We start from the raw sequence: 26,546 nt of genomic DNA, 5'->3' as shown, positions 1-26,546 counted from the left end.
AAGTATGGAAAATAAATTAATCGTATCATTATCGCCTCACGTTCATGGTGGAGACAGTGTACAGAAAAATATGTACGGTGTGTTGATCGCACTGATTCCTGCCTTCATCGTTTCGCTCGTATATTTCGGACTGGGTGCGTTGATTGTCACAGCGACTTCTGTGATAGCCTGTCTGTTTTTTGAATGGGCAATCGGTAAGTTCTTGCTGAAGAAAGAAACCACTACTATTTGTGATGGGTCTGCTATCATCACAGGGGTGTTGCTGGCATTCAATCTTCCGTCGAATCTGCCTATTTGGATCATTATTTTAGGTGCTTTATTCGCTATTGGTGTCGGTAAGATGTCATTTGGCGGATTGGGAAATAATCCGTTTAACCCGGCATTGGCAGGACGTGTGTTTCTGTTGTTATCATTCCCTGTGCAAATGACTTCGTGGCCGGTGGTTGGTCAGTTGACTGCCTATACTGATGCTACTACCGCTGCTACTCCGTTAGCCTTGATGAAACAAGCCGTTCATGGTGATGCCTCAGCTTTTAGCCAACTTCCTGATGCCTGGAATTTGTTCATTGGCAATAATGGCGGATGTTTGGGCGAGGTGAGTGCAGCAGCTTTGATTTTTGGCCTCCTCTATATGTTATGGAAGAGAATCATTACATGGCATATTCCGGTATCTATTCTGGCCACTGTATTTGTATTCTCAGGCATTATGTACCTGGCCAATCCGGAAGCTTATGCTTCTCCGGTAATCCAGTTGCTTTCGGGAGGTCTGATGCTGGGTGCCATTTTTATGGCGACTGATTATGTGACTTCTCCGATGAGTAAAAAAGGTATGCTGATTTATGGTGTTTGCATCGGTTTGCTGACAGTTGTTATCCGTTTATTCGGTGCATATCCGGAAGGTATGTCATTTGCTATTCTGATTATGAATGCATTCACTCCGCTAATCAATACATATTGTAAACCAAAACGCTTTGGGGAGGTAGCGAAGAAGAAATGAAAAAGTTAGAATCATCATTGAAAAATATGTTGCTGGTACTCACGGGAGTAACAGCTATTTCGGTAGCTCTGCTGGCTTATGTGAATGAGTTGACCAAAGGGCCTATTGCAGAAGCAAATGCAAAAACACTGAATGAGGCTTTAAAAGAAGTCTTACCCGAATTCACGAATAATCCGGTTGCAGAGTGTGATACTATGTTTAGTGAGAAAGACGGTAAGAAGATTGTTGACTTTATTATTTATCCGGCTAAAAACGGAGATCAATGGGTCGGGACGGCGGTTGAAGCTAAATCGATGGGATTTGGCGGAGAACTGAAAGTACTGGTTGGTTTTGATGCCGAAGGCAAAATCTATAACTATTCATTGTTGTCACATGCCGAGACTCCCGGGCTTGGTTCAAAAGCGGCCGATTGGTTTAAGGAAGGCAATAAAGGTAGTATTAAAGGAATGAATCCGGGTGAGCAACCGTTAACGGTAAGTAAGGATGGTGGACAGGTAGATGCTATTACCGCTTCTACAATCACTTCACGCGCTTTCTTGAATGCCGTGAACGCTGCGTATGGTGCTTATAAAGGCAATGGCGATACTAACGGGACAACCGGTGCTTCTCAGAAAGCCGCTCCGGTACAGGAGTCTGAAACTGCGATTGTCGATTCAGTAGTTATTAAATAAGAAAGGAGTATAAAGATATGAATAACTTTAAAGTATTGATGAATGGGATTGTTAAAGAGAATCCGACATTTGTGCTCCTGCTTGGTATGTGTCCTACATTGGGTACGACTTCTTCGGCCATTAACGGTATGGGTATGGGACTTGCCACTATGTTTGTTTTGATTTGCTCTAATGTGGTGATCTCGTTGATAAAGAACTTGATTCCGGACATGGTACGCATTCCGTCATTCATTGTGGTAATCGCGTCTTTTGTGACTTTGCTTCAGATGGTGATGCAGGCTTATGTCCCTGGATTGTATGCTACATTAGGGCTTTTTATTCCGTTGATTGTTGTGAATTGTATTGTGTTGGGACGTGCAGAAGCATTTGCAGCTAAGAATAATGCTCTTTCGTCCATGTTCGACGGAATTGGTATGGGACTGGGCTTTACGATTGCTCTTACATTGTTGGGAGCTGTCCGCGAGTTTCTGGGTACAGGTAAGATATTCAACTTGTCAATCATCCCCGAAGAATATGGTATGCTTGTCTTTGTTCTTGCTCCGGGTGCGTTTATTGCATTAGGATATCTGATTGCGCTGATTAACAGCCTTAAGAAAGCAAATTAAAATAAACGATTATGGAATATATATTGATATTTATCTCGGCAATCTTTGTTAATAACATTGTGTTGTCGCAATTTCTGGGAATCTGTCCGTTTCTGGGTGTTTCCAAGAAAGTGGATACAGCGTTGGGTATGAGTGCAGCGGTGGCTTTTGTGCTTACCATTGCCACAATCGTAACGTTCTTGATCCAGAAGTTTGTGCTCGATGCTTTCGGATTGCAGTACTTGCAGACTATTACGTTTATTTTGGTCATTGCGGCACTGGTCCAGATGGTGGAAATTATTCTAAAAAAGGTTTCCCCTGCACTTTATCAGGCACTGGGCGTATTCCTTCCCTTAATTACGACAAACTGTTGTATTTTGGGTGTGGCTATTCTTGTTATCCAGAAAGATTATGATTTATTGACGGGAGTTGTCTATGCATTCTCTACTGCTATCGGTTTTGGCTTAGCCTTGGTGCTTTTTGCCGGACTCCGTGAGCAAATGAGCCTTGTGAAAATTCCCGAAGGTATGAAGGGAACTCCGATTGCTTTAATTACAGCCGGATTGCTGGCTATGGCATTTATGGGATTCTCCGGAGTGGTATAAATCCTGACGACAAACAACTGAAGGATGAGCGGCGGACAGGCTATCGTTAAGGTAGTTCTTCCGTCGCTTTTTCTGTTATTTTGTCTTAATGCACATTTCCATCATGAAATAATATTCGTTTTTTGTGCATTTATCTAAATTTATTTTGTTACATTTGCAAACACTTTACAAGAAAACCGAAAAAACTAACCATTATACACGTTATGAAAGAAAGAATTTTAGTAACAGGCGGAACCGGATATATCGGCTCTCATACTGTAGTAGAGCTGCAAAACAGTGGATACGAAGTAATCATCATTGATAACTTATCTAATTCAAATGCTGATGTAGTAGATAACATCGAGAAAGTATCAGGTATTCGTCCTGTTTTTGAGAAACTGGACTGTTTGGATTTTAACGGTTTGGATGCCGTGTTCAATAAATATAAAGGTATTAAGGCAATTATTCACTTTGCAGCCAGCAAGGCAGTAGGTGAATCTGTAGAAAAACCATTGCTGTACTACCGCAATAATCTGGTTTCTTTAATCAACCTGCTTGAGCTGATGCCAAAACATGGTGTAGAAGGTATTGTATTTTCTTCTTCATGTACTGTATATGGTGAACCGGATGAATTACCTGTAACAGAGAATGCTCCGATTAAGAAAGCTACTTCTCCCTATGGAAATACAAAACAGATTAACGAAGAGATTGTCAGGGATACTGTAACTTCAGGTGCTCCGATAAATGCTATTTTGTTGCGCTACTTTAATCCGATCGGTGCTCATCCAACAGCATTATTGGGAGAACTTCCTAATGGCGTACCACAAAATCTTGTTCCCTATTTAACCCAGACAGCTATCGGAATTCGTGAAAAACTGAGCGTGTTTGGTGATGATTATGATACACCCGATGGTTCATGTATCCGTGATTTTATTAATGTTGTAGATCTTGCCAAAGCACATGTGATTGCTATCGCACGTATTCTTGAAAAGAAACAAAAAGATAAAGTTGAGACTTTCAATATCGGTACAGGTCGTGGAGTTTCGGTTCTTGAACTGATCAACGGATTTGAGAAAGCTACAGGCGTAAAACTGAACTATCAGATTGTAGGGCGCCGTGCCGGTGATATAGAAAAAGTGTGGGCTAATCCTGATTATGCAAACAATGAATTAGGATGGAAGGCACAGGAAACTCTTGAAGATACACTGCGCTCTGCATGGGCTTGGCAGTTGAAACTTCGTGAAAGAGGTATCCAATAAATTAGAATATTGTTTTAATTAACATATAAGAAATGAACAAATGTTTTTATACATTTGTTTATAGGATGCAAATCGGCCTGATGCTGTTTATGTGTATGTGAATATCCATAATTGGTACTTATGCCTCCCCGGCATAGACAGGTAAGATTGCATAGTAGTTTTGTCGTGTTTTATTTTGTGTTTGTGTTGTGACAGTACTACGACGTGAGTCGTGGTACTGTTTTTTTATTATGAACTTTATTTGATTTATCTTCTTCCGCTTTGTCAGATTATTGTCTGAGAACAAAATGTGATTACACTTTTAAATCACTTTACCAATACTACTACCGGATTCGATTCTTCATTCAATTCTTTTAAGACACTTAGTTCTTTCTCTATTTTTATTTCGGGATGTTCCTCCAGCCAGCTAAGAATGTCGTCTGCCTGGACTAAAGAGGCATATTCTCCTTTTTCATTAAAGAAAGTAGGGTTGAAAGGCATAAGCTGAGTTAAGTCATCGATGAATTTATTATCAGCTAAAGCTATATGGGTTACCTTCGTCTTTTTATCATAAATTCCATTGTATAAAACAGGCTTTTCTGTGTATAGTCCTCTGATAAATTGGAAATAGAGTAATTTGTTATTCTCTATTGCATAGCTGACCAGGATACGGTCACTATTGTTTTCCGAAAGTGTTCGTTCTTCTGCCGGCCAATGATATTTGCCGGTATTGAATATCATGTGTTTTTCCAATTGATAATCTTTCAATGTATAAATGGTGTCAGTAAACAATTCCTTGAAACGGATTTCATTATTATTTTTCCAAAGTGCCGTATGATTAGGCACACAAATGCTCTGCTTTCCATTACTGTATTGTATGTGGATGATACCACCTAACAGTCCGAATCCTTTGCGTACGGAAATACTGCTAATATCGTCTACCTGCCCGGTACCTAATTCAGGTATAATATTAGGGATTGTATCTATAAAATTGCCTTTTTCAGAAAAGTATAATACCGAACTGGGACATTTCTGACCCAAACCACCTACATAATGTCCTACAATAATAGAATCACAAAATATAAATCCGTTGAGTCCGGGACGATTTATTTGAATACTGCCGGTTGAGGTTTCCGGAGTGGGAATGGTAATGATTCCCGCAAATTTACCTTTTTGGTCATATTTTACCAGTTGATTAGGTTCACGGTTAAAATATAACAACTGGTTTTGTGGATTCAGATATCCATTAGTATTATTATAAGCCTCCGGATCATCTCCTCTATGTCCTACGGAGCAAATAAACTTTCCGGTTTGCTTATCAAACAACAAACATTGTTTCCCATTATGGATCATAATCTTATCATCCAAAAGTTTAACTTCCGGAAAATCTCCGATTAAACAAGAGTCTGTTGTTTCTAAAGGGATGTATTGGATTGTTTTTCCAAGATCAGATACTTTGAGCTCTGCCAGTTTTTCTATTCCTTCGGCAATATCTATCTGATTGATTTCCGAGGTTTGCTGTGTTCTATTGCAAGAAGGCAATAATAATAGGGCGAAAATGCCACATGGTACAATTTGTCTCTTCATGTTTTTATCATTTATTTTAGGTTATAAAATACCTGTTGTTCGTTATGAAGGACAAATAAACTAAATATTTTAGTGATTAAACTATTTGTTGTAGTTAAATAACCAAAATATTTAGTTTTTTGATTCTTGAAAAATCTATTTCATAAGGATGACTACCGGATTAGATTCCTCGTTGATCTCTTTTGCAAAAGCAAACTTGCCATTTGGTTTAATTTCCGGATGCTCTTCCATCCATTCTAAAACACTACTTGCCTGAATAAGATCTACATATTCATTATCAGCATTACATCTACGGGGATTCAGAGGCATGAAGTTATCAATATCGTTCATAAAACTCTGTCCTTTGCTTACTTGAGTCGTTTGAGTGTTTTTATTGTATATGCCGGTGTATACCTCATCTCTCTGCCTGAACTGGAATATGATGATTGAAGCACTTTCCATCACATGATCGATTTTAATTCTTTCATCATTTTTCTTTTTCTGGTATCTTTCTTCTACCGGATAATGATATTTTCCTGTATTGAAAACCAGATAAGGATGTGACTTATTTCCGGATAAGGTGTAGATTGTGTCCAGATAAGCTTCTTTAAAACGTACTTTTCCATCATGTTTCCATAATGTAGAAAGCATCCGTGGAGATTCAATGACCTCATCACTGTTAAAGTATGCTATTATCATGCCATAGATCCCCATGTTGCCGTAGAACTCTCGTGCTTTTTCATTCTTTAATATGTTTATTCGTATTGTATTTATGGCTACGGGTATAACTGGCAGTAGAGATGGGATACTGTCTAATATTTCCCCCTTTTTGTCAAGGAGGAGAAAAGGGGGCTTCTTTTCCGTTCCTTTTATCGGGAAAAGGTCAGATTGGTAACTGATGATTAATGAATCTGTGAAAACAAAGCAAGCAGGATTTCTTGGGCCTAAGCTTTTGGAAACCTTAACTTCGCCTAAATAATTACCTTTCAGATCGTAGCGCATTAAACTACCGTTCCACCCGACAAAATATAGTTCTTCTGCCACATCATCGATCCAGAAAGTCGCTTCACTATATCCTCCCGGATCGTTACCTACATGTCCGATAGAACGTATGAATTTGCCGTTGGTTTTATCGAAGACTAAGCATTGCTTGTTTGTGCTAACGATAATGTTGTTTTTATAAACTTGTATATCCGGATTGTTATTGATCAGACAACTGTCTGTGGTTTCTAATGCTATATAATTGATTTCCTTTAGAAAATCGGAGGCTTTAAGTTCCGTTGGATTTTTAATTTTTCTAACAATATCTATCTGTCCGGGCGCTTTCGTTTCTCTTGATGGAGAGGTACAAGAGGCTAATAAAAGCATAGCACATCCGTATGCCAATAAGTAGTTTTTCATTGTATTATAATTTATGATGGGGCTATTTCAATTTCGTTTGAAAACAGAATGCCTGGCCGAAATCTAAATCTGCTATTTCTTCTTCAGGGTTGAATAAACCGAAGACAGATGAACCGGAACCAGACATGGCAGCATATACGGCTCCTTTGCGGTAAAGTTCTTTTTTGATATCTTCGATTACAGGGTACTGTGGGAAGACACTTTCTTCAAAATCATTCAGCATGTTGTTTTTCCATTCGTTTACCGGACGTTTGATGATTTCTTTTAATGAATGTTCGGGATGGCGGGGCCTAATGAATGAAAAAGCTTCCCGCGTCGAGACAAAGATATCGGGTTTTACAAGTACTAACTGATACCCTTTCAGTGATAAATCGACAGGGGAAAAGACATTCCCGATACCTTCTGCGAAAGTTGGTTTGTTTTTTATAAAAAAAGCGCAGTCTGCTCCTAACATGGCAGCATATTCTTCCAGTTTCTCATCTGTCAGATGCAGGTGAAATTTTTCATTTAGCAGCTTCAGCATGAAAGCAGCATCTGCAGAGCCACCTCCTAATCCGGCACCCGAAGGAATGTGTTTGTACAAGTATATATCTATCGGGGGTAATTGAAATTCCCGATCAAGTAAAAGATAAGCTTTTACTACCAGATTGTTTTCGGGTTCTCCACTGATTTCAAGACCGGATTGATGCAAAGCAAATTTCTGTTTAGAGTCATTCAATATTGTAATTTCCAGAGCATCTTCCAGAGGTACAGAATAGAACACTGTTTCCAGGTTATGGTATCCGTCCGGACGTTTTTCAGTAATGTTCAGCCCCAGGTTTATTTTGGCATTCGGAAATGTAATCATGTCTTTGGACTATTAATGATTCGTGGTTAATGATTAATGCTATCTAATGGACGCAAAGTTAAATAAATAATTCAGATTTGATAATGGAAAATTGATAATAGAGAATTATCTTTGCCTACATTTTGTGGATGTATACAACTTAATCCACTATTCATTTTCTATATTTCAATAAAAATACAGATGGCCGAACAAAGAAGAAATACCCGTAGTACCACTAAGTCCAAGGTTCAACCCGTAAATGATTATGGGCGTATCCAGCCGCAAGCGCCGGAACTGGAAGAAGCTGTGCTCGGGGCCTTGATGATTGAAAAAGATGCTTATTCGCTGGTGAGTGAGATTCTCCGTCCGGAATCGTTTTATGAACATCGGCATCAGTTGATTTATGCTGCTATTACCGACCTTGCCGTTAATCAAAAACCGGTAGATATTCTGACAGTAAAAGAGCAACTCAGTAAGCGTGGCGAGTTGGAAGAAGTCGGAGGACCATTTTATATTACTCAATTGAGCAGTAAAGTGGCATCTTCTGCTCACATTGAATATCATGCTCGTATCATAGCACAAAAATATCTGGCAAGAGAACTTATAACTTTTACAAGTAATATTCAGAGTAAGGCGTTTGATGAGACTCTTGATGTAGATGATCTTATGCAAGAAGCTGAAGGAAAACTCTTTGAGATTTCGCAGCGGAACATGAAGAAAGACTATACGCAGATCAATCCGATCATAGCGGAAGCTTACGAACAGATTCAGAAAGCCGCCGCACGTACCGATGGTCTGAGCGGATTGGAGAGTGGGTATACCAAACTGGATAAGATGACTTCCGGATGGCAGAAATCCGACTTGATAATTATTGCTGCCCGTCCGGCCATGGGTAAAACGGCTTTTGTACTTTCAATGGCTAAGAATATTGCCGTGAATTTTAGGAATCCGGTAGCCTTGTTTTCTCTTGAAATGAGTAACGTTCAGTTGGTCAATCGTCTGATCTCGAACGTTTGTGAAATTCCGAGTGAAAAAATCAAGAGCGGACAATTGGCAGCTTATGAATGGCAACAACTCGATTATAAACTAAAGGATTTGCTGGATGCACCGCTTTATGTGGACGATACACCCTCACTTTCCGTATTTGAACTTAGAACCAAGGCACGTCGGTTGGTACGTGAGCATGGAGTGAGAATTATCATCATTGACTACTTGCAGTTGATGAATGCCAGCGGTATGGCATTCGGCAGCCGCCAGGAAGAGGTCAGTACCATTTCACGTTCATTGAAGGGACTTGCCAAGGAGTTGAATATCCCGATTATTGCTCTGTCACAGTTGAATCGTGGCGTCGAGAGTCGTGAAGGACTTGAAGGAAAGCGCCCTCAGTTGAGTGACCTTCGTGAATCCGGTGCCATTGAGCAGGATGCCGATATGGTGTGCTTCATTCACCGTCCCGAATATTACAAGATATTTCAGGATGATAAAGGAAACGATCTCCGTGGAATGGCCGAAATTATTATCGCTAAACATCGTAATGGTGCAGTTGGCGATGTTCTGTTGCGATTCAAAGGTGAATATACCCGTTTCCAGAATCCGGATGACGATATGGTGATTCCATTGCCTGATGCAGGAGCTATGTTGGGGTCGCGCATGAATAATACCGGGAGTGTACCTCCGCCTCCAGCTGAATTTGCCCCTCAGGGAGGTAATCCGTTCGGAGGAAGCAATGACGGACCTTTGCCTTTTTAGAAATAAGATATTTATTTAATTTATAATACCATGAAAAGATATTGCCAAACACTCGAATTGTACGACGATTCGGAATTGATTCGTGCTTATGTCGCAGAACATCAGCATGTGTGGCCGGAAATTAAAGCAGGTATCCGTGAAGTCGGGATACTCGATATGCAGATTTATATCCACGAACATACTCTCTTTATGATTGTCGATACGGTAGATGAATTCGATTGGATAAAAGATAACGAACGTCTGGCTAAACTGCCTCGGCAGGCTGAATGGGAAGCTTATATGTCCCGTTTCCAGCGTTCGTTGCCCGGACAAGCATCACACGAGAAATGGAAAATGATGGAACGTATATTTAAACTCTGACGATATGCAAAAACTACTATCTTTGCCTCCTAATCTGGTTCAGTCCTTTCATGAATTAGAGCGGGTAAACCGTACCGATTGGTTTTGTACTTCCGATCCGGTAGGCAAAAAACTTGGTTCCGGAGGTGGAACAGCTTGGTTACTGAAAGAATGTTATAACGAATTTGCTGACGGGACCTCTTTTTCCGGGTGGCTGGGAAAAGAGAAAAGAATTCTGTTGCATGCAGGCGGACAAAGCCGTCGTCTGCCCGGTTACGCACCATCGGGCAAGATACTGACACCGGTTCCTGTGTTCCGATGGGAGAGGGGGCAACACCTTGGGCAGAACTTGCTTTCCTTACAGTTGCCTCTGTATGAAAAGATCATGTCTTTAGCTCCGGAAAATCTGCATACATTGATTGCGAGCGGTGATGTATATATTCGTTCGGAGAAGCCTTTACAAACCATTCCGGATGCAGATGTAGTTTGCTATGGACTATGGGTTGATCCTTCATTGGCCACTCATCATGGTGTATTTGCTTCCGACCGGAAACATCCTGAAAAACTTGACTTCATGCTCCAAAAACCTTCTTTGGATGAACTGGAGTCATTGTCAAAGACTCATCTTTTTCTGATGGATATTGGCATCTGGCTTTTGAGTGACCGTGCTGTGGAGGTGTTGATGAAGCGTTCCTATAAAGAGAATTCTGAGGAACTGAGATATTACGATCTTTATTCCGATTTTGGATTGGCTCTTGGCGCACACCCGTGCATTGAAGATGAAGAGGTGAATACTTTGTCGGTTGCTATTTTACCTTTGCCCGGGGGAGAGTTTTATCATTATGGTACCAGTAAAGAGCTGATTTCTTCCACTCTTTCTGTGCAGAATAAAGTGTACGATCAGCGTCGTATCATGCATCGTAAAGTAAAACCCAATCCGGCTATGTTTGTCCAAAATGCTGTAGTGCAGATACCTCTCTGTGCAGAGAATGCTGATTTATGGATTGAAAACAGCCATATAGGGGCTCAGTGGAAGATAGCTTCACGACATATCATAACCGGTGTACCGGAAAATGACTGGACATTGACTGTTCCTGCCGGAGTGTGTGTAGATGTGGTTCCGATGGGAGATAAGGGCTTTGTTGCCCGTCCATACGGTCTGGACGATGTTTTCAAAGGAGATTTGAGAGATTCTAAAACAACCCTGACGGGTATTCCTTTTGGTGAATGGATGGCCAAACGCGGTTTGTCGTATACAGATTTGAAAGGACGTACGGATGACTTGCAGGCTGCTTCTGTATTTCCTTTGGTTAATTCTGCTGAAGAATTGGGATTGGTGTTGAGGTGGATGTTGTCCGAACCCAAACTGGAGGAAGGAAAGAATATCTGGTTACGCTCCGAACGTTTCTCTGCAGACGAGATTTCGGCAGGTGCCAATCTGAAACGTTTGTATGCACAGCGTGAAGAGTTTCGGAAAGGAAACTGGAAAGCATTGGCCGTTAATCATGAAAAAAGTGTTTTTTATCAGCTCGATCTGGCCGATGCGGCCGAAGATTTTGTACGTCTTGGTTTGGATATGCCTGAGTTATTGCCTGAGGATGCTCTGCAGATGTCACGAATCCATAACCGGATGTTGCGTGCGCGTATTTTGAAATTAGACGGGAAAGACTATCGTCCGGAAGAACAGGCTGCTTTTGATCTGCTGCGCGATGGATTGTTGGGCGAGATCAGCAACCGCAAGAGTGAACCAAAACTGGATGTATATTCCGATCAGATTGTTTGGGGACGCAGTCCTGTACGTATCGATATGGCAGGAGGGTGGACCGACACTCCTCCTTATTCACTTTATTCGGGAGGAAACGTTGTGAATCTGGCCATTGAGTTGAACGGACAACCTCCCTTACAGGTTTATGTGAAGCCGTGCAAAGACTTCCATATCGTCCTGCGTTCTATCGATATGGGTGCCATGGAAATAGTATCTACGTTTGATGAATTGCAGGATTATAAGAAGATCGGTTCACCATTCTCTATACCGAAAGCCGCTCTATCGTTGGCAGGCTTTGCACCTGCGTTTTCTGCTGTATCTTATGCTTCATTGGAGGAACAGCTTAAAGATTTCGGTGCAGGTATTGAAGTGACTTTATTGGCGGCTATTCCGGCAGGTTCCGGCTTGGGTACAAGTTCTATTTTAGCTTCTACCGTACTTGGTGCCATTAATGATTTCTGTGGTTTAGCCTGGGATAAGAATGAGATTTGTCAACGCACCCTTGTTCTTGAACAATTGTTGACTACCGGTGGTGGATGGCAGGATCAGTATGGAGGTGTGTTGCAGGGTGTGAAGCTTCTTCAGACCGAGGCGGGCTTTGCTCAAAGCCCATTGGTGCGTTGGTTGCCCGATCATTTATTTACGCATCCTGAATATAAAGACTGTCACTTGCTTTATTATACCGGCATAACTCGTACGGCAAAAGGAATCTTGGCAGAAATAGTCAGTTCCATGTTCCTCAATTCATCGTTGCATCTCAATTTGCTCTCGGAAATGAAGGCACATGCATTGGATATGAATGAAGCTATACAGCGTGGAAGTTTTGTTGAGTTTGGCCGTTTAGTAGGAAAAACCTGGGAACAAAACAAAGCATTGGATAGCGGAACGAATCCTCCGGCTGTGGAGGCAATTATCGATCTGATAAAAGATTATACTTTGGGATATAAATTGCCGGGAGCCGGTGGTGGCGGGTACCTATATATGGTAGCGAAAGATCCGCAAGCTGCTGTTCGTATTCGTAAGATACTGACAGAAAACGCTCCGAATCCTCGTGCACGCTTCGTTGAAATGACGCTGTCGGATAAGGGATTCCAAGTATCACGATCATAAAATCATTATTAGTCGACGGGAGGTAAATACTTTATCTCTTGTCGACTTCCTTTTCTATTCCTCATTAAGTTTGCCTCTTCTGTTATTCTGATAGTAAAATAGAGATTCTGGTATCTTTAAGTCTGCTTTTTTCTTGTTTTAAAAACTCTGTTGTCTTGAGAAAGTGATGAAATAGCAAGTGATGGAGCATTAACTTGCCTTTAATTCGTTTCTTCATACGTGTACTCTTCATACGATGTTAACTTCGTCTTTGCAAAACATTAACTTCTTGTGAAGAAGAAGTTAGTTATAAGAAAATACGAAGTTAACTTCGTATAGTTACGAAATTCATTTTTATTGAAAATTCTCCTACTTTTTGCCTAACGGTTTCATTTATTGAACAAAAACTATAGAATTCTTTTCTGTAACATAGGTCAATATGAATCATTCCTGAATGTTATTTTGGAGGTATAGGATGCCTTTGCCGTTGCTTACTGATTGAAATTAGTACATGTTTATTGAACTTGTGACTGGTGATCTGATTTATTTGGTGGAGATATGATATTGGTGAAAATGGAATCCCGGTGTTTTTTATAACAACTAAGTCAGTGGTCCGTAAATAAGGGATTCCTGAGGTTACTCAAAATACAATGTGACAGAATGCTTTTGGGAGTATATAATTTCTAAACCTCTATAGATGGAATAATGAAGATTTTATTTTGTTAGGTAATTTATTTATTATCAGTATGTTATGTGGTAAGCGTAAAAAGAACAAAAAGAATAAATTCTTTTGTAATTAACTGATATTCAGCAGTGAATGTGTTTCAAAAGACGTTCGTCTTTTGAAACATCAATTATGGAGATAAAAGACCACATGCAAAATAAGTAAAAAGCTGTTTTTATTATCAGATTATTATCTGATAATCAGCACATAAAGAAGTATATTTACTTTTTCATCTAAAAATATTTTGTACATCAAAATTTAGTTTATACCTTTGTGCTATTAAACGAACGTCTTTTGAAACATCAATTGATCGAATCCGTTCGTTTCCACCTAAAATAAGTCATAAAAAATCTTGCAGTTTGGCTGAGAAAAAGAGTCTCACCCAACTGCGAAGCATACCCGGACTTAAGTAAATCACTCAGGAATATATCCTTCTAAATGTCTCAACAACAAGAATATTGGTTCGCTGCCCGTACCCGTAAGGATCAGGAGCTTACTACTCGTGACGCATTAGAGAAAATAGGCGTCGAGTACTTTTTGCCGACCCAATTTGTCATTCGTCAATTGAAATATCGCCGGCGTCGTGTAGAAGTTCCTGTCATTCGTAATCTTATTTTTGTACATGCTACCAAAGAGTTTGCTTGTGCTATTGCCAACGAATACGGGGTTCGTCTTTTCTATATGCGTGATTTTGACACTAAGAGTATGCTTATTGTTCCCGATAAGCAGATGAAAGATTTTATGTTTGTCATGAATCTCGACCCTGCTGCTGTTATCCTCAACGATGATTGTTTCGCAGTTGGCACCAAAGTACAAGTTATCAAGGGAGATTTTTGTGGAGTTGAAGGTGAACTGGCCAGTCTTTCTAATCGTACTTATGTCACTATCCGTATTCGTGGCGTTTTATCTGCCAGTGTCAAGGTTCCTAAAAGCTACCTTCGCATTCTCGCACCGTAATCAGTAATATTTTATCATATAAAATGAATACTCTTATGACCCAGATTCATGAGCTGCAACATGTGGCTCACGAATTATTGTATTTGGGCGCTGACGGTTCTCCTATCTATACCGACAGTTTCCGTCAATTAAACACTGAAGTACTTCAAAAATCTGATGCTTTGTTTGCTTTGAAAGGAGAAAATCCGGAAGAAGAAGCACGACTTTGCCTGGCTCTCTTGATGGGCTACAATGCAACAATCTATGATTATGGCGACAAGGAATCTAAGAAACAGGTTATTCTGGATCGTTCCTTGCTTGTGTTAGAGTCTCTCCCGTCTTCTTTGCTCAAGTGTCAGCTTTTGACATATTGTTATGGAGAAGTTTTTGAAGAAGAGTTGGCAAAGGAAGCTCATGCAATTATAGATTACTGGGATAATAAAACTTTATCGATAGATGAACAGGAGACTGTAGATATGCTGAAGATGATAGAGGAAAATCAGTATCCGAATAGTTATATTGATTAATATTTGACCTGTAATCTATTATCATGAAAGGCATTGTTTTGGCCGGTGGTTCGGGCACTCGCTTATATCCGATCACCAAAGGAGTCAGTAAGCAGTTGCTTCCGATATTTGATAAGCCGATGATTTATTATCCTATCTCTGTACTTATGTTGGCGGGGATTCGTGAAATATTGATTATTTCCACTCCTTATGACTTACCCGGCTTTCAACGTTTGCTGGGTGACGGTTCTGACTTTGGAGTACGTTTTGAGTACGCCGAGCAACCTTCTCCCGACGGCTTGGCACAGGCATTTATTATCGGTGAGAAGTTTATAGGCAATGATTCTGTATGTCTGGTTCTTGGTGATAATATCTTTTATGGGCAAAGTTTTACCCGTATGCTGCGTGAAGCAGTCCATACAGCCGAATCGGAGAACAAAGCAACTGTTTTTGGTTATTGGGTAAGCGATCCCGAACGCTATGGTGTAGCGGAGTTTGACAAGGCTGGGAATGTTCTCAGTATCGAAGAGAAACCTGAGGTCCCTAAGTCCAATTATGCCGTTGTGGGTCTTTATTTTTATCCCAATAAGGTGGTGGAAGTAGCCAAGAGTATTCAGCCTTCCCCTCGTGGAGAATTGGAAATCACGACGGTCAATCAATGGTTTCTGTCCGATCGGGAACTGAAGGTCCAGCTTTTAGGGCGGGGTTTCGCCTGGTTGGATACAGGCACTCATGATTCTTTGTCCGAAGCAAGTACATTTATCGAGGTTATTGAAAAACGTCAGGGATTGAAAGTGGCCTGTTTGGAAGGCATAGCCCTGAGGCAGGGCTGGATTTCTCCTGAAGAGATGAAAGCATTGGCAGGTCCGATGCTGAAGAATCAATATGGACAATATCTATTGAAAGTTATCGATGAATTATCCATAAAGTAGAATTTTTATTCCAATGAATATAATAAGAACATCAATTGAAGGTCTTGTTATCCTTGAGCCCCGTCTGTTTCAGGATGACCGTGGCTACTTTTTCGAATCCTTCAATCAGGGGGAGTTCGAATCAAATGTATGTCAAACGACTTTTGTTCAGGACAATGAATCCAAATCGAGCTACGGTGTCATTCGCGGTCTCCATTTTCAGAAACCTCCTTTTGCCCAAAGCAAACTGGTACGGGTAATCAAGGGTGCAGTTCTTGATGTGGCTGTCGATATTCGGAAAGGTTCTCCTACATTTGGAAAACATGTTTCGGTTGAATTGAAAGAAGACAATCACCGTCAGTTTTTTATTCCACGTGGCTTCGCACATGGTTTTAGTGTGCTGAGCGAAGAGGTCATCTTCCAATACAAATGTGATAATTTCTATCATCCGGAAGCTGAAGGGGCTATTGCCTGGAATGATCCGGATTTGAATATCGACTGGAAGATACCACAAGACCGGGTTATATTGAGTGGTAAAGACTACACACATCCTCTGTTACATAACATAGAATTACAGTTTGATATAAACAATACATTATATGAGTAAGAAAGAAACACTCAAGCAACAAATTCTCGATTTAACCCGGGAATACTACAAAGAGGTTCACGGGTCCTCCCGCTCTTTCGAACCCGGTAAGAGTTTTGTCAACTACGGCGGCCGTTATTTCGATGACCGCGAACTGGTGAACCTGGTTGACTCGTCCCTTGATTTCTGGCTGACCGCCGGTCCGTGGGCCCGGAAGTTTGAAATCCGTTTTGCCGCATGGCTGGGTGTGAAGTATTGCTCCCTGACTAACTCGGGCTCTTCGGCCAACCTTCTCGCCTTTATGGCCCTGACCTCGCCGCAGTTGGGTGAGCGCAGGATCAGGCGGGGCGATGAAGTGATCACGGTAGCCTGCGGCTTTCCCACAACGGTGACCCCCTGCATCCAGTATGGTGCGGTCCCTGTTTTTGTGGATGTCACCATCCCCGAGTACAATATCGACGTGACTCAACTGGAAGCCGCATTATCTCCCAAAACTAAAGCGGTAATGATTGCTCACTCTTTGGGTAACCCGTTTGATTTGCAGGCTGTCAAAGATTTCTGTGATAAACATAACCTCTGGTTGGTAGAGGATAATTGCGATGCCCTTGGCTCTACTTATACAATCGGTGGTGTGGAAAAGAAAACAGGTACGATCGGCCATATCGGTACGAGCAGTTTCTATCCTCCGCACCACATGACGATGGGTGAGGGCGGTGCTGTCTATACCGATGATCCTCTGCTGCACAAACTGGTGAACTCTTTCCGTGACTGGGGCCGTGACTGCTGGTGTATCGGGGGCGTTGACAACACGTGCAAATATCGTTTCAGCAAACAGTTCGGCGACCTTCCGGTAGGTTACGACCATAAATATGTCTATTCCCATTTCGGGTATAACCTGAAAGTGACCGATATGCAGGCCGCCATCGGCTGTGCCCAGCTTGAGAAGCTGGACTCCATTGTCGAAGCCCGGCGGTCGAATTTCGCCTACCTGAAAGAAGGCCTTGCGGGTACATCTGGCCTTATCCTTCCCGAAGCGCAGAAGAACTCCGACCCGAGCTGGTTCGGTTTCCTCATCTCGGTGAAGGAAGATGCTGGCTTCACCCGTAACGACCTTTCCCAACACCTGGAGAGCAGGAAGATCCAGACACGCAACCTGTTTGCGGGCAATCTTCTGAAGCATCCCGCCTTTGATGAAATGCGCTCCACGGGTGAGGGCTACCGCGTAATCGGCAATCTGGAAGGTACTGATTACGTTATGAATCATACCCTCTGGATCGGTGTCTATCCGGGCATGACCCGTGTCATGCTCGACCACATGATCGGTACGATCCGTGACTTTGTCTCTTCCCGCAAGTAATTTCCGGTTATTAACCTTCAGTAATCTGTCAAGCATAATGAAAGCCGTCATTTTAGCCGGTGGCTTCGGCACCCGCCTGAGCGAAGCCACTAACCTGATCCCCAAACCTATGGTGGAGATCGGTGGTAAACCCATCCTCTGGCATATCATGAAAACCTACAGCCATTACGGCATCAACGATTTCGTGATCTGCTGCGGTTATAAACAATATATCATCAAGGAGTATTTCGCCAATTATTTCCGTCATAACAGCGATATGACCGTGGACCTTTCCAACAATACGACCACCATTCTGGACAACCATTCCGAGAACTGGAAAGTCACGATGGTCGATACCGGGCTGAATACCCAAACGGGCGGACGTATCCGGCGTGTACAGAAATATCTCGGGAACGAACGTTTCCTGCTGACCTATGGTGACGGTGTCACCGACCTGAACATCGGTGATACCCTGAAGGCTCACGAGTCTTCGGGCTGCCTCCTTTCCCTTACGGCCTACAAACCCGGTGGTAAGTTCGGCGCCCTGCAGCTCGATCTCGATACGGACAAGGTCCTCTCTTTCCAGGAGAAGCCCGACGGTGACCGTAACTGGATCAATGCGGGCTATTTTGTGTGTGAACCCGAAGTGTTCGATTATATCCCTGAGGGTGACTCCACCATCTTTGAGCGTCAGCCCCTCGAGTCTATAGCCAAGGCGGGCCGGATGCACGCTTTCCGCCATACGGGTTTCTGGAAACCGATGGATACTCTGAGAGACAATACAGAATTGAATGAAATGTGGGATCAGGGAGTTGCTCCCTGGAAAGTGTGGTAATCAATGAAAGTCGATCTGTTTAATAATTTCTATCAAGGCAAACGCGTCCTTGTCACTGGTCATACGGGTTTTAAAGGCAGCTGGCTCTCTATCTGGCTCCATGAATTGGGGGCCGAGGTGATTGGTGTGGCCCAAGACCCTTTTACGGCTCGAGACAATTTCGTACTTTCCGGTATCGGCGAGAAAATTAAGGCTGACCTTCGTGCCGATATCCGCGATGGTGAGCGTATAAAGGCTATCTTTCAGGAATATCAACCTGAGATTGTTTTTCATCTTGCTGCCCAACCTCTGGTTCGCTTGAGTTATGACATCCCTGTTGAAACCTACGAAACCAATGTAATGGGAACAATCCATGTTCTTGAGGCAGTCCGTTCTACGGATAGCGTGAAGGTAGGTGTGATGATTACCACAGATAAATGTTACGAGAATAAAGAGCAAATCTGGGGTTACCGTGAAAACGAGGCTATGGGCGGTTACGATCCTTATTCCAGCAGTAAGGGGGCAGCTGAGATCGCGATTGCTTCGTGGCGGCGTTCTTTCTTCAACCCCTCGGAGTATGCCCGACACGGCAAAAGCATAGCCAGTGTACGTGCTGGTAATGTGATCGGCGGTGGCGACTGGGCCTTGGACCGTATCATTCCGGACTGTATCCGTGCATTGGAATCGGGACGGACGATCGATATCCGCAGCCCGAAGGCTGTCCGTCCCTGGCAACATGTGCTTGAACCGTTGAGCGGTTATATGCTGCTCGCACAAAAGATGTGGGACGCCCCTACGGACTATTGTGAGGGCTGGAACTTCGGTCCCCGTTCCGAGTCCATCTCGACAGTTTGGGATGTGGCCACCCGGGTTGTGTCCGAGTATGGGCGGGGGGAACTGCGTGACCTTTCTACTCCGGATGCATTGCATGAAGCCCGGCTTTTGATGTTGGATATCTCCAAGGCTCGGTTCCGTCTGGACTGGGAGCCTAGGATGAATATCGGGCAGACGGTCGGATTGACGGTGGACTGGTATAAGAGATACCGGGAAGAGGCGGTGTATGATGTTTGTGTTGACCAGATAAAAGATTATTTATTGAAATGAAGATATTATTGACGGGGGCGACTGGCTTTTTAGGATCGCATATTGCAGAAGCCTTGCTGGCAAACGATGTTAACCTGATGATAACCAAACGGTCAATGTCTTCGTTGAACAATTGTACCTCTTTCATCGATCATGTACAAGTCATAAACTCGGATAACCCTATCTGGATATCGCAAGCTTGCTCTTTTAGCCCTGATATTATTATTCATTCAGCCTGGACGGGGGTCCTGTCTGGCAATAGATACGATTGGCCGGTCCAACTGTCTAATATTGACTTTATGAATTCTTTGCTTTATATAGCAGAGAAAAGTAACGTTTCTAAATTTATAGCTTTGGGTAGTCAGGCCGAATATGGGGATTTTGATGGGATAGTCTCTGAAAATGCCGGCTTGTTTCCTGTCAATAGCTATGGATACGTGAAGTCCATGGTTTCCCGGATGGTTGGTTCTTTCTGTGATTTACGTGGGATTGATTGGTACTGGTTAAGAGTTTTTTCCGTATACGGAGAGCGGGAGTCAAACCAATGGCTGATCCCCGGTCTTTTGACTAATATGCTTGACAATATGGCTGGTATGGATCTGACTTTAGGGCAACAACGCTACGCTTATTTATATGTGAAGGACTTTGCCAATGCCGTAATGAAAGTATGTTCAGGGAAAGCTCCCTGCGGTGTCTATAATTTATCATCTTCTACTGTGATCGAATTAAGAGTACTTCTTGAACATTTGAGAGATAGATTAAATCCGGCTTTTGAGTTGCGTTTTGGTGCGTTGCCCTATCGTGCCGGTCAACCAATGTTGGTGCAAGGTGATGTGTCGAAATTTGTAAAGTCGTTTGGGCACTTTGAGAATACACCGTTAAATGCCGGTTTGGAGTATACTATCACTTATTATAAAAAACAACATGAAAGTATCTGACTATATAATATCGTATATCGAGTCCCGGGGAGTACATGCATATTCGGATATATAGGTGGAATGATCACCCATCTGGTCGATTCTGTTTCTCAGAATCCGAATATGCAATTTATTCAAACTTACCACGAACAGACCGCTGCTATCGCTGCAGAAGGCTTTGCGAAAGAATCCGGACTTTTTGGAGTTGCTATTTCGACCAGTGGTCCTGGAGCTACTAATATGATGACGGGTATTGCTGACGCATATTTTGACTCTATTCCGGTTCTTTATATAACGGGCCAGGTAAATACATATGAATACAAATATGATAAGCCTGTCCGTCAGCAAGGTTTTCAGGAGACGGATATTGTAAGTATGGTTAAGCCGGTCACTAAATATGCCAAATTGATAGATAAGGCTGAAGATATTAAATATGAACTGGATAAAGCCTTATATATTGCTTTGTCGGGTAGAAAAGGGCCTGTACTGCTGGATCTGCCAATGGATATCCAACGGGAGGAAATTAATCCGGAAACATTGATCGGATATTCCGGTGAGAGTATTTTAAATAATCCTTTGATAGCCTGGGAGGAAATCAGGTTATTAATGGAGTCGTCCCATCGTCCCATGTTGCTTTTAGGGGCAGGATGTTGCAATTCGGATATGTTTTTGCTGAATGATTTCATAAGACGGCACCATTTCCCGGTTATTACTTCTTTAATGGGTAGAGGGGCTATTGATGAAACATACGATAATTATATTGGGATGATAGGCAGTTATGGCAACCGTTGTGCTAACATGGGCGTTGCCAATGCCGATTTGCTGATTGCATTAGGAACCAGATTGGATACTCGACAGACCGGTGCCCAGTTGGATCAATTTTTATCAAATGGGCACATCATTCATGTTGATATTGATGACAACGAACTGGAATATCATCGTTTATTGAATCGTAAAAAAGTGAATTGTACCATTGATTGCTTTCTACAGAAAGAAAAAGAAATGCCGGTTTCTTTAGGGGACATTTCAGAGTGGAATTTTTTCCTGCATGGGCTCAAGCAACGATATGGTCAGGATGAAGAAATAGAGCGTTTTGTTGAAAACAAATCTCCATATCGCTTCATGCAGTATTTTGATTCTTTGACTCAAACCGACGATGTTATATGTGCGGATATAGGTCAGAATCAAATGTGGGCGGCTCAAACCTTACGGTTAAAATCCGGTCAAAAATTTGTAACAAGTGGCGGACTTGCCCCAATGGGCTTTTCATTACCGGTAGCCATCGGGTGTTCGTTTGCCAATCCAAATAAAAAAGTTTTTTCCATAAATGGTGATGGAGGTTTTCATATGGCTATCCAGTCTTTGATGCTTATTTCTCAATATAATCTTCCTATTAAAGTAATGGTATTAAATAATGCTTCTTTAGGTATGATCACTCAATTCCAACATTTGTATTTTGGTGATCGCATGTGTGGAACTACTTTTGGTGGAGGCTACAGAGTGCCTGATATTAAATCTCTTTCTGCAGCTTATGGTTTACCTTATTTTAGATTGACTGTTAACCGTTTAGATGATCCTGATTTGAGGGAAGAGATACGGGCGGCTCATAACTGTATTATTGAATGTGTGGTAGAAGGCTTGACTAGTGTTTCTCCGAAATTGGAATATGATAAGCCTATTTCCAAGCCTTTACCTTTATTGTCAGAAGAAGAATATAAGGAGAATATGCTATTAGAGGCTTGATGAATGTTTTTAGCTTTTGTTCCTTTATTCTTTATGAGGTGAGGCTTAATTACATTTATAGGATTCGCTTATGTCTATTAATTGATTAAAAAATGATTTCAAAGAGTGTTTTTAAAAAATATATATAATTTTTTGCAATTAGATGCTGCTGTCATTTACTCTTCATTAAGTAAGATTCTCAGTGGCTTTGGGGGCTTTCTAACGGTTTATTTAATCGCAAAAAAATTAACATTAGTAGAACAAGGATACTATTATACTTTTATCAGTGTATTGTATATACAGGTATTCTTTGAATTGGGGCTTAACTCTATTATTACTCAGTTTGTTGCTCACGAGAAAGCACATTTAGATTGGAAAGGAAAGGATGATTTAGTAGGAAAAGAGTTTCATCTCTCTCGTTTAGCTTCTGTATTACGATTATGTGTTAAATATTATTCCTATTTGGCTATAGGATTACTGATTGTTTTGTTTATAGGTGGCTGTGTCTTTTTTTCAATAAATAGTAATATTGGGGTTAGTTGGAAAATTCCTTGGTTACTGCTTTGTGTTTCAACATCTTTATCTTTCTTCTTAAATCCTTTCTTATCCTTCTTAGAAGGATTAAATTTAATGAAAGAGGTTTGTTTTATCCGTTTTATTCAGCAAACTGTAAGTTTGCTGATATTATGGGTGGGACTGATAGGAGGTATGAAGCTATATGTTGGAGGATGTTCGAGTTTAGCTGGTGGTGTGGCTATTCTTATTTTTGTTTCTTACAGATACAGAATTTTGTTTTTGAATATATATAGGAAAGTAACTATTCATTTTATTAATTACAAGAAAGAGATATTTCCATTTCAATGGAAGGTAGCTGTGGGATGGCTTAGCAGTTCTTTGGTTTTTCAGTTTTTCAATCCGATTCTGTTTGCCACAATAGGTAGTGCTGCTGCTGGGCAACTTGGAATGACATTAAGTGTGATAAACGGGGTCTCATCTGTTTCAATGAATTGGATATACACTAAAGTACCCAATTTGTCTAAATTGGTGTCATTACGAGATTTTAAAGAATTGGATAAATCATTTTCTAAGATACTAGCTGTATTGGTACTTTTGAGTTGTATGGGATTTATCATTGTAGCTTTATGTCTTATTCAGTTTAATATACTGCATATTGCGTCTAAGTTACTTCCGATGTCGTTGTTCCTAATAATGTCATTATCCTCTGTATTCACACAGATTACATCCTGTTGGGCTATTTACTTTAGATGCTTTAAGAAAGAGCCTTTCTTAAGGGTATCTTTAATTAATCTAGCTGTTGTTTTTTTAATAGTCTTTCCGTGTACTCTTTATTATAGATTAAGCGGATTGGTGTTGTCTTATTCTCTAGCTGCTTTGGTGGGTTTAATATTGGGTTGGCTATTGTATAATAATAGAGCTGAATTTCAAAAAAAATACGTATTATATGAGTAATCAAAGAGAAGCTGGAATAACAGCTTTTTTACCTGTATATAATGAAGAAAAACGCCTTAAAAATGTATTGGAGTGTTTTCAGTGGTGTGATGAAATCTTGTTATTAGATAAAGGAAGTGTTGACGATACGGTAAAAATAGCAAAACAATACCCTAATGTGACGGTTTTAACAAAAGAGCATACCGAAAAATATGATTCCAATGAAATTGAATATTTTATTAAGAATTGTACAACAGAGTGGTGTATGATTGTTACAGCAAGTGATTTGATTCATCCCAAATTGGCGCGGAACATGAAAGAACTTATAAATAACTGTAATTTCGAATATGATATTGTCTCTGTACCGTATAAACCATATTTTCTAGGTTGTTGTGAGAAGTATTCTCCTTGGTATACAGAGCACATGAATAAGATTTTTCGGGTAAGTGCATTGAATCTTAATCTCAACTCTGTACATGCTGTTTTAACTCCTACATCCTCCCGCTTGTATCAGATTCCTTTTACTGATCCTAAAGTTGCTTATTATCATTTGACTCATCAAAGTGCTGAGAGTATTATAGAAAGAAATGTAAGATATTGGAAAGGAGAGGCTTCTTCTTCGGAACCTCTATCCCTAATAAATAAAATCATAATAAGGACTGTGCTTCGTTTTGTTTTTTTGCGAGGTGGGTTGTTCAAAGGACGGCAAGCTTTAGCTTTATTTTATTCTTTCTTAAGCTATTATATGATGACTTATGTATGTAAATGGGAATATCAGAATGGAAAAGTAGAAAGTATATACACTGCTTTGCAAAAGGAGATTGTTGATCTTTGGAGTAAACCTAAATAAGATGAAAGTTTATATTAAAAATATTTCTAGAAAAAAAGGGGAGTTCCAGTTCTATATGCATCAGTTTGTAGAAGCTTGCATCAGACAAAACATACCATTTGTGAATGAATTGCATGTGTGTGTGCGGTTGAAACTGAGTGCTGTGATGATCAAACTGGGACATTGGATAAATTTTTTCTTTTATCGGTGTAATAATAAAGCGATTATTGTCTCTACTTGGGGTGGTGGATTAATGTATACGTCATTTCCGTATAGTCTATTGTATGAAATAATTCCAGTATTTTGGGATAGTTGGCCTTTTAATTGGGAAGAGCAGATTTATTCGTTAAGAAGATTAAATTGTAGAACATGTTTTGTGACTTCTAGCCAAGTTGCACAAAGGATAAAAGAAACACTACCAAACATAAATGTCCATTGGCTTCCTGAAGGTATAGATATATTGGATTATGTGCCTGGTCAGGATTTGACGGAACGAAGCATTGAGATTTATGAGCTTGGAAGGCAAAAGGCTGATTATCACAAGATTTTGTGTGATTTGAAATCAGAAGGTATCTTTTCGAGTTTTCTTTGTAATGAATACGATACAAATGGAATGACTACTAAACTAGCATTTCCTACTGCAAAAGCTTTGTTGAAGGCTTTACCCAATATAAAGATAGTGATTTCTTTTCCTCAAGTGGATACACATCCGGAAAAAGTTGGTAATATAGAAACTCTGACTCAACGATATTGGGAGGCAATGCTTAGCCGAAATCTGATAGTAGGTCGGGCTCCAAATGAATTGATCCAGTTGATAGGTTATAATCCTGTAATTGATGTGGATTGGGAAGATCCTAAAAAACAACTTTCAGATATATTACTTAATATAAGCTCTTTTCAAAAATTAGTCGATAGAAACTATCGGACGGCAAGAAAAATATCTTCTTGGGATAACAGGGTCAAAGATATTATAACAATTCTTCGGACTTCTGGCTATGAAATATAGTAAAAGGGACTTTGGAGAGAACATTATTTGATGTATGTAAAGAAAAGAAACAACCATTTTGAAATTTATAATTTGATGGAGCAATGCACTTATTTACCTTTGGTGTCTGTTATTACAGTGTGTTATAATGCTACTACTGTGATTGAGGCTACTATTCTTAGTATCATTGGGCAAACATATTCCAATATCGAATATATCATTATAGATGGTGGTAGCACAGATGGAACAATAGAGGTCATCAAGAAATATGAAAAGAAAATATCCTATTGGGTTAGCGAACCAGATAAAGGTATTTATGATGCTATGAATAAAGGTATTGTAAAGTCTACTGGAAAATGGATCCATTTTCTAAATGCAGGAGATGTTTATTTGAACACCCACATATTGGAAGATTGTATAAGATGCTTTAATGAGAAGAAAGTGAAAGCTGATGTTTTATATGGTGATGTCATATGCAAATTTGATTTTGGAAATTTACTTTTAAAACCTGGTGCTTTGAGTGATTTTGAATCATATTTTCCTATATCTCATCCAGCTACTCTTGTGAAAGGAGAATTGCTTAAGGAAAATGTATTTGATACTTCTTATCGGATATCCGCTGATTATGAACTGTTATATAGATTATATCATAAGGGGTGTACTTTTGAGTACATACCTATACCATTGGTTTTGTTTGATGCAATAACTGGAATATCTTCTACTAATCCTCTATTGCTTTATAATGAAAATACTCGGATACAGGACAACCGACATAAAATAAGAAAATGTATTAGAATTGCTATAATAAAAGTACGTGTGCTTTTGTCATTTATAATAAATGGACTCTTATTAAATGATTATGTGCGAAATAATTACCATAAAAAGAGATTGTTGAGAAATAAGCGTTTTAACGAAATAGATATTAATAATTTTATTTGA

Annotated in this window: 24 protein-coding genes; 21 read left to right on the top strand and 3 right to left on the bottom strand. The window is 40.6% G+C overall.

The annotated features are described in order from the left end of the window. Nucleotides 1–4: 4 nt before the first annotated feature. The 5 genes from DBK98_RS16895 to galE all read left to right on the top strand — a co-directional run bounded on the left by DBK98_RS16895 (nt 5) and on the right by galE (nt 4,095). The gene (locus tag DBK98_RS16895; protein WP_005778205.1) at nt 5–997 is read left to right on the top strand and encodes an RnfABCDGE type electron transport complex subunit D; all 993 of its coding nucleotides are present in this window, start codon (nt 5–7) and stop codon (nt 995–997) included. Next, entirely contained in the window at nt 994–1,668 is a 675-nt protein-coding gene (locus tag DBK98_RS16890; RefSeq protein ID WP_005806529.1) for an RnfABCDGE type electron transport complex subunit G, read from the top strand. The genes DBK98_RS16895 and DBK98_RS16890 overlap by 4 nt, the downstream gene beginning before the upstream one ends. Nucleotides 1,669–1,685: 17 nt before the next feature. Beyond that, nucleotides 1,686–2,273, top strand: coding sequence for an RnfABCDGE type electron transport complex subunit E (gene rsxE, locus DBK98_RS16885; protein ID WP_005778200.1), 588 nt, complete (start codon nt 1,686–1,688; stop codon nt 2,271–2,273). An 11-nt stretch (nt 2,274–2,284) separates the two neighbouring features. Beyond that, a complete protein-coding gene (gene rsxA / locus DBK98_RS16880; protein WP_005778198.1) occupies nt 2,285–2,857 on the top strand; it encodes an electron transport complex subunit RsxA in 573 nt (190 codons plus the stop codon). A 203-nt stretch (nt 2,858–3,060) separates the two neighbouring features. Next, nucleotides 3,061–4,095 carry a UDP-glucose 4-epimerase GalE gene (galE, locus tag DBK98_RS16875; protein ID WP_005778195.1) on the top strand — a complete coding sequence of 345 codons (1,035 nt, stop codon included), beginning with the start codon at nt 3,061–3,063 and terminating at the stop codon, nt 4,093–4,095. Nucleotides 4,096–4,401: 306 nt separating this feature from the next. Here galE and DBK98_RS16870 read toward each other — a convergent pair whose 3' ends face one another. The 3 genes from DBK98_RS16870 to ispE all read right to left on the bottom strand — a co-directional run bounded on the left by DBK98_RS16870 (nt 4,402) and on the right by ispE (nt 7,888). After that, entirely contained in the window at nt 4,402–5,661 is a 1,260-nt protein-coding gene (locus DBK98_RS16870; protein WP_005806527.1) for a DUF4934 domain-containing protein, read from the bottom strand. Between the two features lie 135 nt (nt 5,662–5,796). Then, nucleotides 5,797–7,041, bottom strand: a complete 1,245-nt coding sequence (locus DBK98_RS16865; protein ID WP_032536698.1) for a DUF4934 domain-containing protein — start codon at nt 7,039–7,041, stop codon at nt 5,797–5,799. Between the two features lie 22 nt (nt 7,042–7,063). Then, nucleotides 7,064–7,888 carry a 4-(cytidine 5'-diphospho)-2-C-methyl-D-erythritol kinase gene (ispE, locus tag DBK98_RS16860; RefSeq protein WP_022012653.1) on the bottom strand — a complete coding sequence of 275 codons (825 nt, stop codon included), beginning with the start codon at nt 7,886–7,888 and terminating at the stop codon, nt 7,064–7,066. A gap of 180 nt (nt 7,889–8,068) precedes the next feature. Here ispE and dnaB point away from each other — a divergent pair, with 180 nt between their 5' ends. From dnaB to DBK98_RS16780, 16 genes are all read left to right on the top strand, one after another. After that, a complete protein-coding gene (dnaB, locus tag DBK98_RS16855; protein WP_032530667.1) occupies nt 8,069–9,616 on the top strand; it encodes a replicative DNA helicase in 1,548 nt (515 codons plus the stop codon). A gap of 30 nt (nt 9,617–9,646) precedes the next feature. Then, nucleotides 9,647–9,976, top strand: a complete 330-nt coding sequence (locus DBK98_RS16850; protein ID WP_005778184.1) for an L-rhamnose mutarotase — start codon at nt 9,647–9,649, stop codon at nt 9,974–9,976. Between the two features lie 4 nt (nt 9,977–9,980). Continuing rightward, a complete protein-coding gene (locus tag DBK98_RS16845; protein WP_032536697.1) occupies nt 9,981–12,830 on the top strand; it encodes a bifunctional fucokinase/fucose-1-phosphate guanylyltransferase in 2,850 nt (949 codons plus the stop codon). A gap of 1,141 nt (nt 12,831–13,971) precedes the next feature. Next, nucleotides 13,972–14,490 carry a capsular polysaccharide transcription antiterminator UpeY gene (upeY, locus tag DBK98_RS16840; protein WP_005778177.1) on the top strand — a complete coding sequence of 173 codons (519 nt, stop codon included), beginning with the start codon at nt 13,972–13,974 and terminating at the stop codon, nt 14,488–14,490. Nucleotides 14,491–14,525: 35 nt separating this feature from the next. Beyond that, nucleotides 14,526–14,996: a UpxZ family transcription anti-terminator antagonist gene (locus DBK98_RS16835; protein WP_005793437.1), complete on the top strand. Its 471-nt coding sequence runs from the start codon at nt 14,526–14,528 to the stop codon at nt 14,994–14,996. A 23-nt stretch (nt 14,997–15,019) separates the two neighbouring features. Then, complete coding sequence (gene rfbA, locus DBK98_RS16830) at nt 15,020–15,907, top strand: glucose-1-phosphate thymidylyltransferase RfbA (RefSeq protein WP_005806519.1); 888 nt, start codon at nt 15,020–15,022, stop codon at nt 15,905–15,907. A gap of 13 nt (nt 15,908–15,920) precedes the next feature. Next, on the top strand, nt 15,921–16,493 hold the full coding sequence (gene rfbC / locus DBK98_RS16825; RefSeq protein ID WP_032536696.1) for a dTDP-4-dehydrorhamnose 3,5-epimerase: 573 nt from the start codon (nt 15,921–15,923) through the stop codon (nt 16,491–16,493). Beyond that, the gene (gene rfbH / locus DBK98_RS16820; protein WP_137570176.1) at nt 16,486–17,829 is read left to right on the top strand and encodes a lipopolysaccharide biosynthesis protein RfbH; all 1,344 of its coding nucleotides are present in this window, start codon (nt 16,486–16,488) and stop codon (nt 17,827–17,829) included. Before rfbC ends, rfbH begins: the two co-directional genes overlap by 8 nt. Nucleotides 17,830–17,866: 37 nt before the next feature. After that, a complete protein-coding gene (gene rfbF / locus DBK98_RS16815) occupies nt 17,867–18,643 on the top strand; it encodes a glucose-1-phosphate cytidylyltransferase (RefSeq protein ID WP_005781149.1) in 777 nt (258 codons plus the stop codon). 3 nt (nt 18,644–18,646) lie between these two features. Then, nucleotides 18,647–19,726, top strand: coding sequence for a CDP-glucose 4,6-dehydratase (rfbG, locus tag DBK98_RS16810; RefSeq protein ID WP_128900045.1), 1,080 nt, complete (start codon nt 18,647–18,649; stop codon nt 19,724–19,726). Then, on the top strand, nt 19,723–20,643 hold the full coding sequence (locus tag DBK98_RS16805) for an NAD(P)-dependent oxidoreductase (protein WP_032536609.1): 921 nt from the start codon (nt 19,723–19,725) through the stop codon (nt 20,641–20,643). Before rfbG ends, DBK98_RS16805 begins: the two co-directional genes overlap by 4 nt. 60 nt (nt 20,644–20,703) lie before the next feature. Continuing rightward, a complete protein-coding gene (locus DBK98_RS16800) occupies nt 20,704–22,365 on the top strand; it encodes a thiamine pyrophosphate-binding protein (RefSeq protein ID WP_234072775.1) in 1,662 nt (553 codons plus the stop codon). 105 nt (nt 22,366–22,470) lie between these two features. Continuing rightward, the gene (locus DBK98_RS16795; RefSeq protein ID WP_005806507.1) at nt 22,471–23,814 is read left to right on the top strand and encodes a lipopolysaccharide biosynthesis protein; all 1,344 of its coding nucleotides are present in this window, start codon (nt 22,471–22,473) and stop codon (nt 23,812–23,814) included. Beyond that, entirely contained in the window at nt 23,807–24,643 is an 837-nt protein-coding gene (locus DBK98_RS16790; protein ID WP_005806505.1) for a glycosyltransferase, read from the top strand. Before DBK98_RS16795 ends, DBK98_RS16790 begins: the two co-directional genes overlap by 8 nt. A gap of 1 nt (nt 24,644) precedes the next feature. After that, nucleotides 24,645–25,628 carry a hypothetical protein gene (locus tag DBK98_RS16785; RefSeq protein WP_032536608.1) on the top strand — a complete coding sequence of 328 codons (984 nt, stop codon included), beginning with the start codon at nt 24,645–24,647 and terminating at the stop codon, nt 25,626–25,628. Between the two features lie 30 nt (nt 25,629–25,658). After that, entirely contained in the window at nt 25,659–26,546 is an 888-nt protein-coding gene (locus tag DBK98_RS16780; RefSeq protein WP_234072773.1) for a glycosyltransferase family 2 protein, read from the top strand.

This window comes from Bacteroides sp. PHL 2737 (assembly GCF_004115325.2).
Classification (GTDB): Bacteria; Bacteroidota; Bacteroidia; order Bacteroidales; family Bacteroidaceae; genus Bacteroides; species Bacteroides hominis.
This window is presented reverse-complemented; position numbering and strand designations above follow the sequence as displayed.

Coding starts and splice junctions, on each gene's coding strand:
- DBK98_RS16780 (WP_234072773.1), top strand. CDS start 25,659: ATGTATGTAAAGAAAAGAAACAACCATTTTGAAATTTATAATTTGATG.
- DBK98_RS16845 (WP_032536697.1), top strand. CDS start 9,981: ATGCAAAAACTACTATCTTTGCCTCCTAATCTGGTTCAGTCCTTTCAT.
- DBK98_RS16870 (WP_005806527.1), bottom strand. CDS start 5,661: ATGAAGAGACAAATTGTACCATGTGGCATTTTCGCCCTATTATTATTG.
- rfbC (WP_032536696.1), top strand. CDS start 15,921: ATGAATATAATAAGAACATCAATTGAAGGTCTTGTTATCCTTGAGCCC.
- galE (WP_005778195.1), top strand. CDS start 3,061: ATGAAAGAAAGAATTTTAGTAACAGGCGGAACCGGATATATCGGCTCT.
- DBK98_RS16785 (WP_032536608.1), top strand. CDS start 24,645: ATGAAAGTTTATATTAAAAATATTTCTAGAAAAAAAGGGGAGTTCCAG.
- dnaB (WP_032530667.1), top strand. CDS start 8,069: ATGGCCGAACAAAGAAGAAATACCCGTAGTACCACTAAGTCCAAGGTT.
- rsxE (WP_005778200.1), top strand. CDS start 1,686: ATGAATAACTTTAAAGTATTGATGAATGGGATTGTTAAAGAGAATCCG.
- DBK98_RS16805 (WP_032536609.1), top strand. CDS start 19,723: ATGAAGATATTATTGACGGGGGCGACTGGCTTTTTAGGATCGCATATT.
- DBK98_RS16895 (WP_005778205.1), top strand. CDS start 5: ATGGAAAATAAATTAATCGTATCATTATCGCCTCACGTTCATGGTGGA.
- DBK98_RS16850 (WP_005778184.1), top strand. CDS start 9,647: ATGAAAAGATATTGCCAAACACTCGAATTGTACGACGATTCGGAATTG.
- rsxA (WP_005778198.1), top strand. CDS start 2,285: ATGGAATATATATTGATATTTATCTCGGCAATCTTTGTTAATAACATT.
- ispE (WP_022012653.1), bottom strand. CDS start 7,888: ATGATTACATTTCCGAATGCCAAAATAAACCTGGGGCTGAACATTACT.
- rfbA (WP_005806519.1), top strand. CDS start 15,020: ATGAAAGGCATTGTTTTGGCCGGTGGTTCGGGCACTCGCTTATATCCG.
- DBK98_RS16800 (WP_234072775.1), top strand. CDS start 20,704: ATGATCACCCATCTGGTCGATTCTGTTTCTCAGAATCCGAATATGCAA.
- DBK98_RS16865 (WP_032536698.1), bottom strand. CDS start 7,041: ATGAAAAACTACTTATTGGCATACGGATGTGCTATGCTTTTATTAGCC.
- upeY (WP_005778177.1), top strand. CDS start 13,972: ATGTCTCAACAACAAGAATATTGGTTCGCTGCCCGTACCCGTAAGGAT.
- DBK98_RS16790 (WP_005806505.1), top strand. CDS start 23,807: ATGAGTAATCAAAGAGAAGCTGGAATAACAGCTTTTTTACCTGTATAT.
- rfbH (WP_137570176.1), top strand. CDS start 16,486: ATGAGTAAGAAAGAAACACTCAAGCAACAAATTCTCGATTTAACCCGG.
- DBK98_RS16890 (WP_005806529.1), top strand. CDS start 994: ATGAAAAAGTTAGAATCATCATTGAAAAATATGTTGCTGGTACTCACG.
- rfbG (WP_128900045.1), top strand. CDS start 18,647: ATGAAAGTCGATCTGTTTAATAATTTCTATCAAGGCAAACGCGTCCTT.
- rfbF (WP_005781149.1), top strand. CDS start 17,867: ATGAAAGCCGTCATTTTAGCCGGTGGCTTCGGCACCCGCCTGAGCGAA.
- DBK98_RS16835 (WP_005793437.1), top strand. CDS start 14,526: ATGACCCAGATTCATGAGCTGCAACATGTGGCTCACGAATTATTGTAT.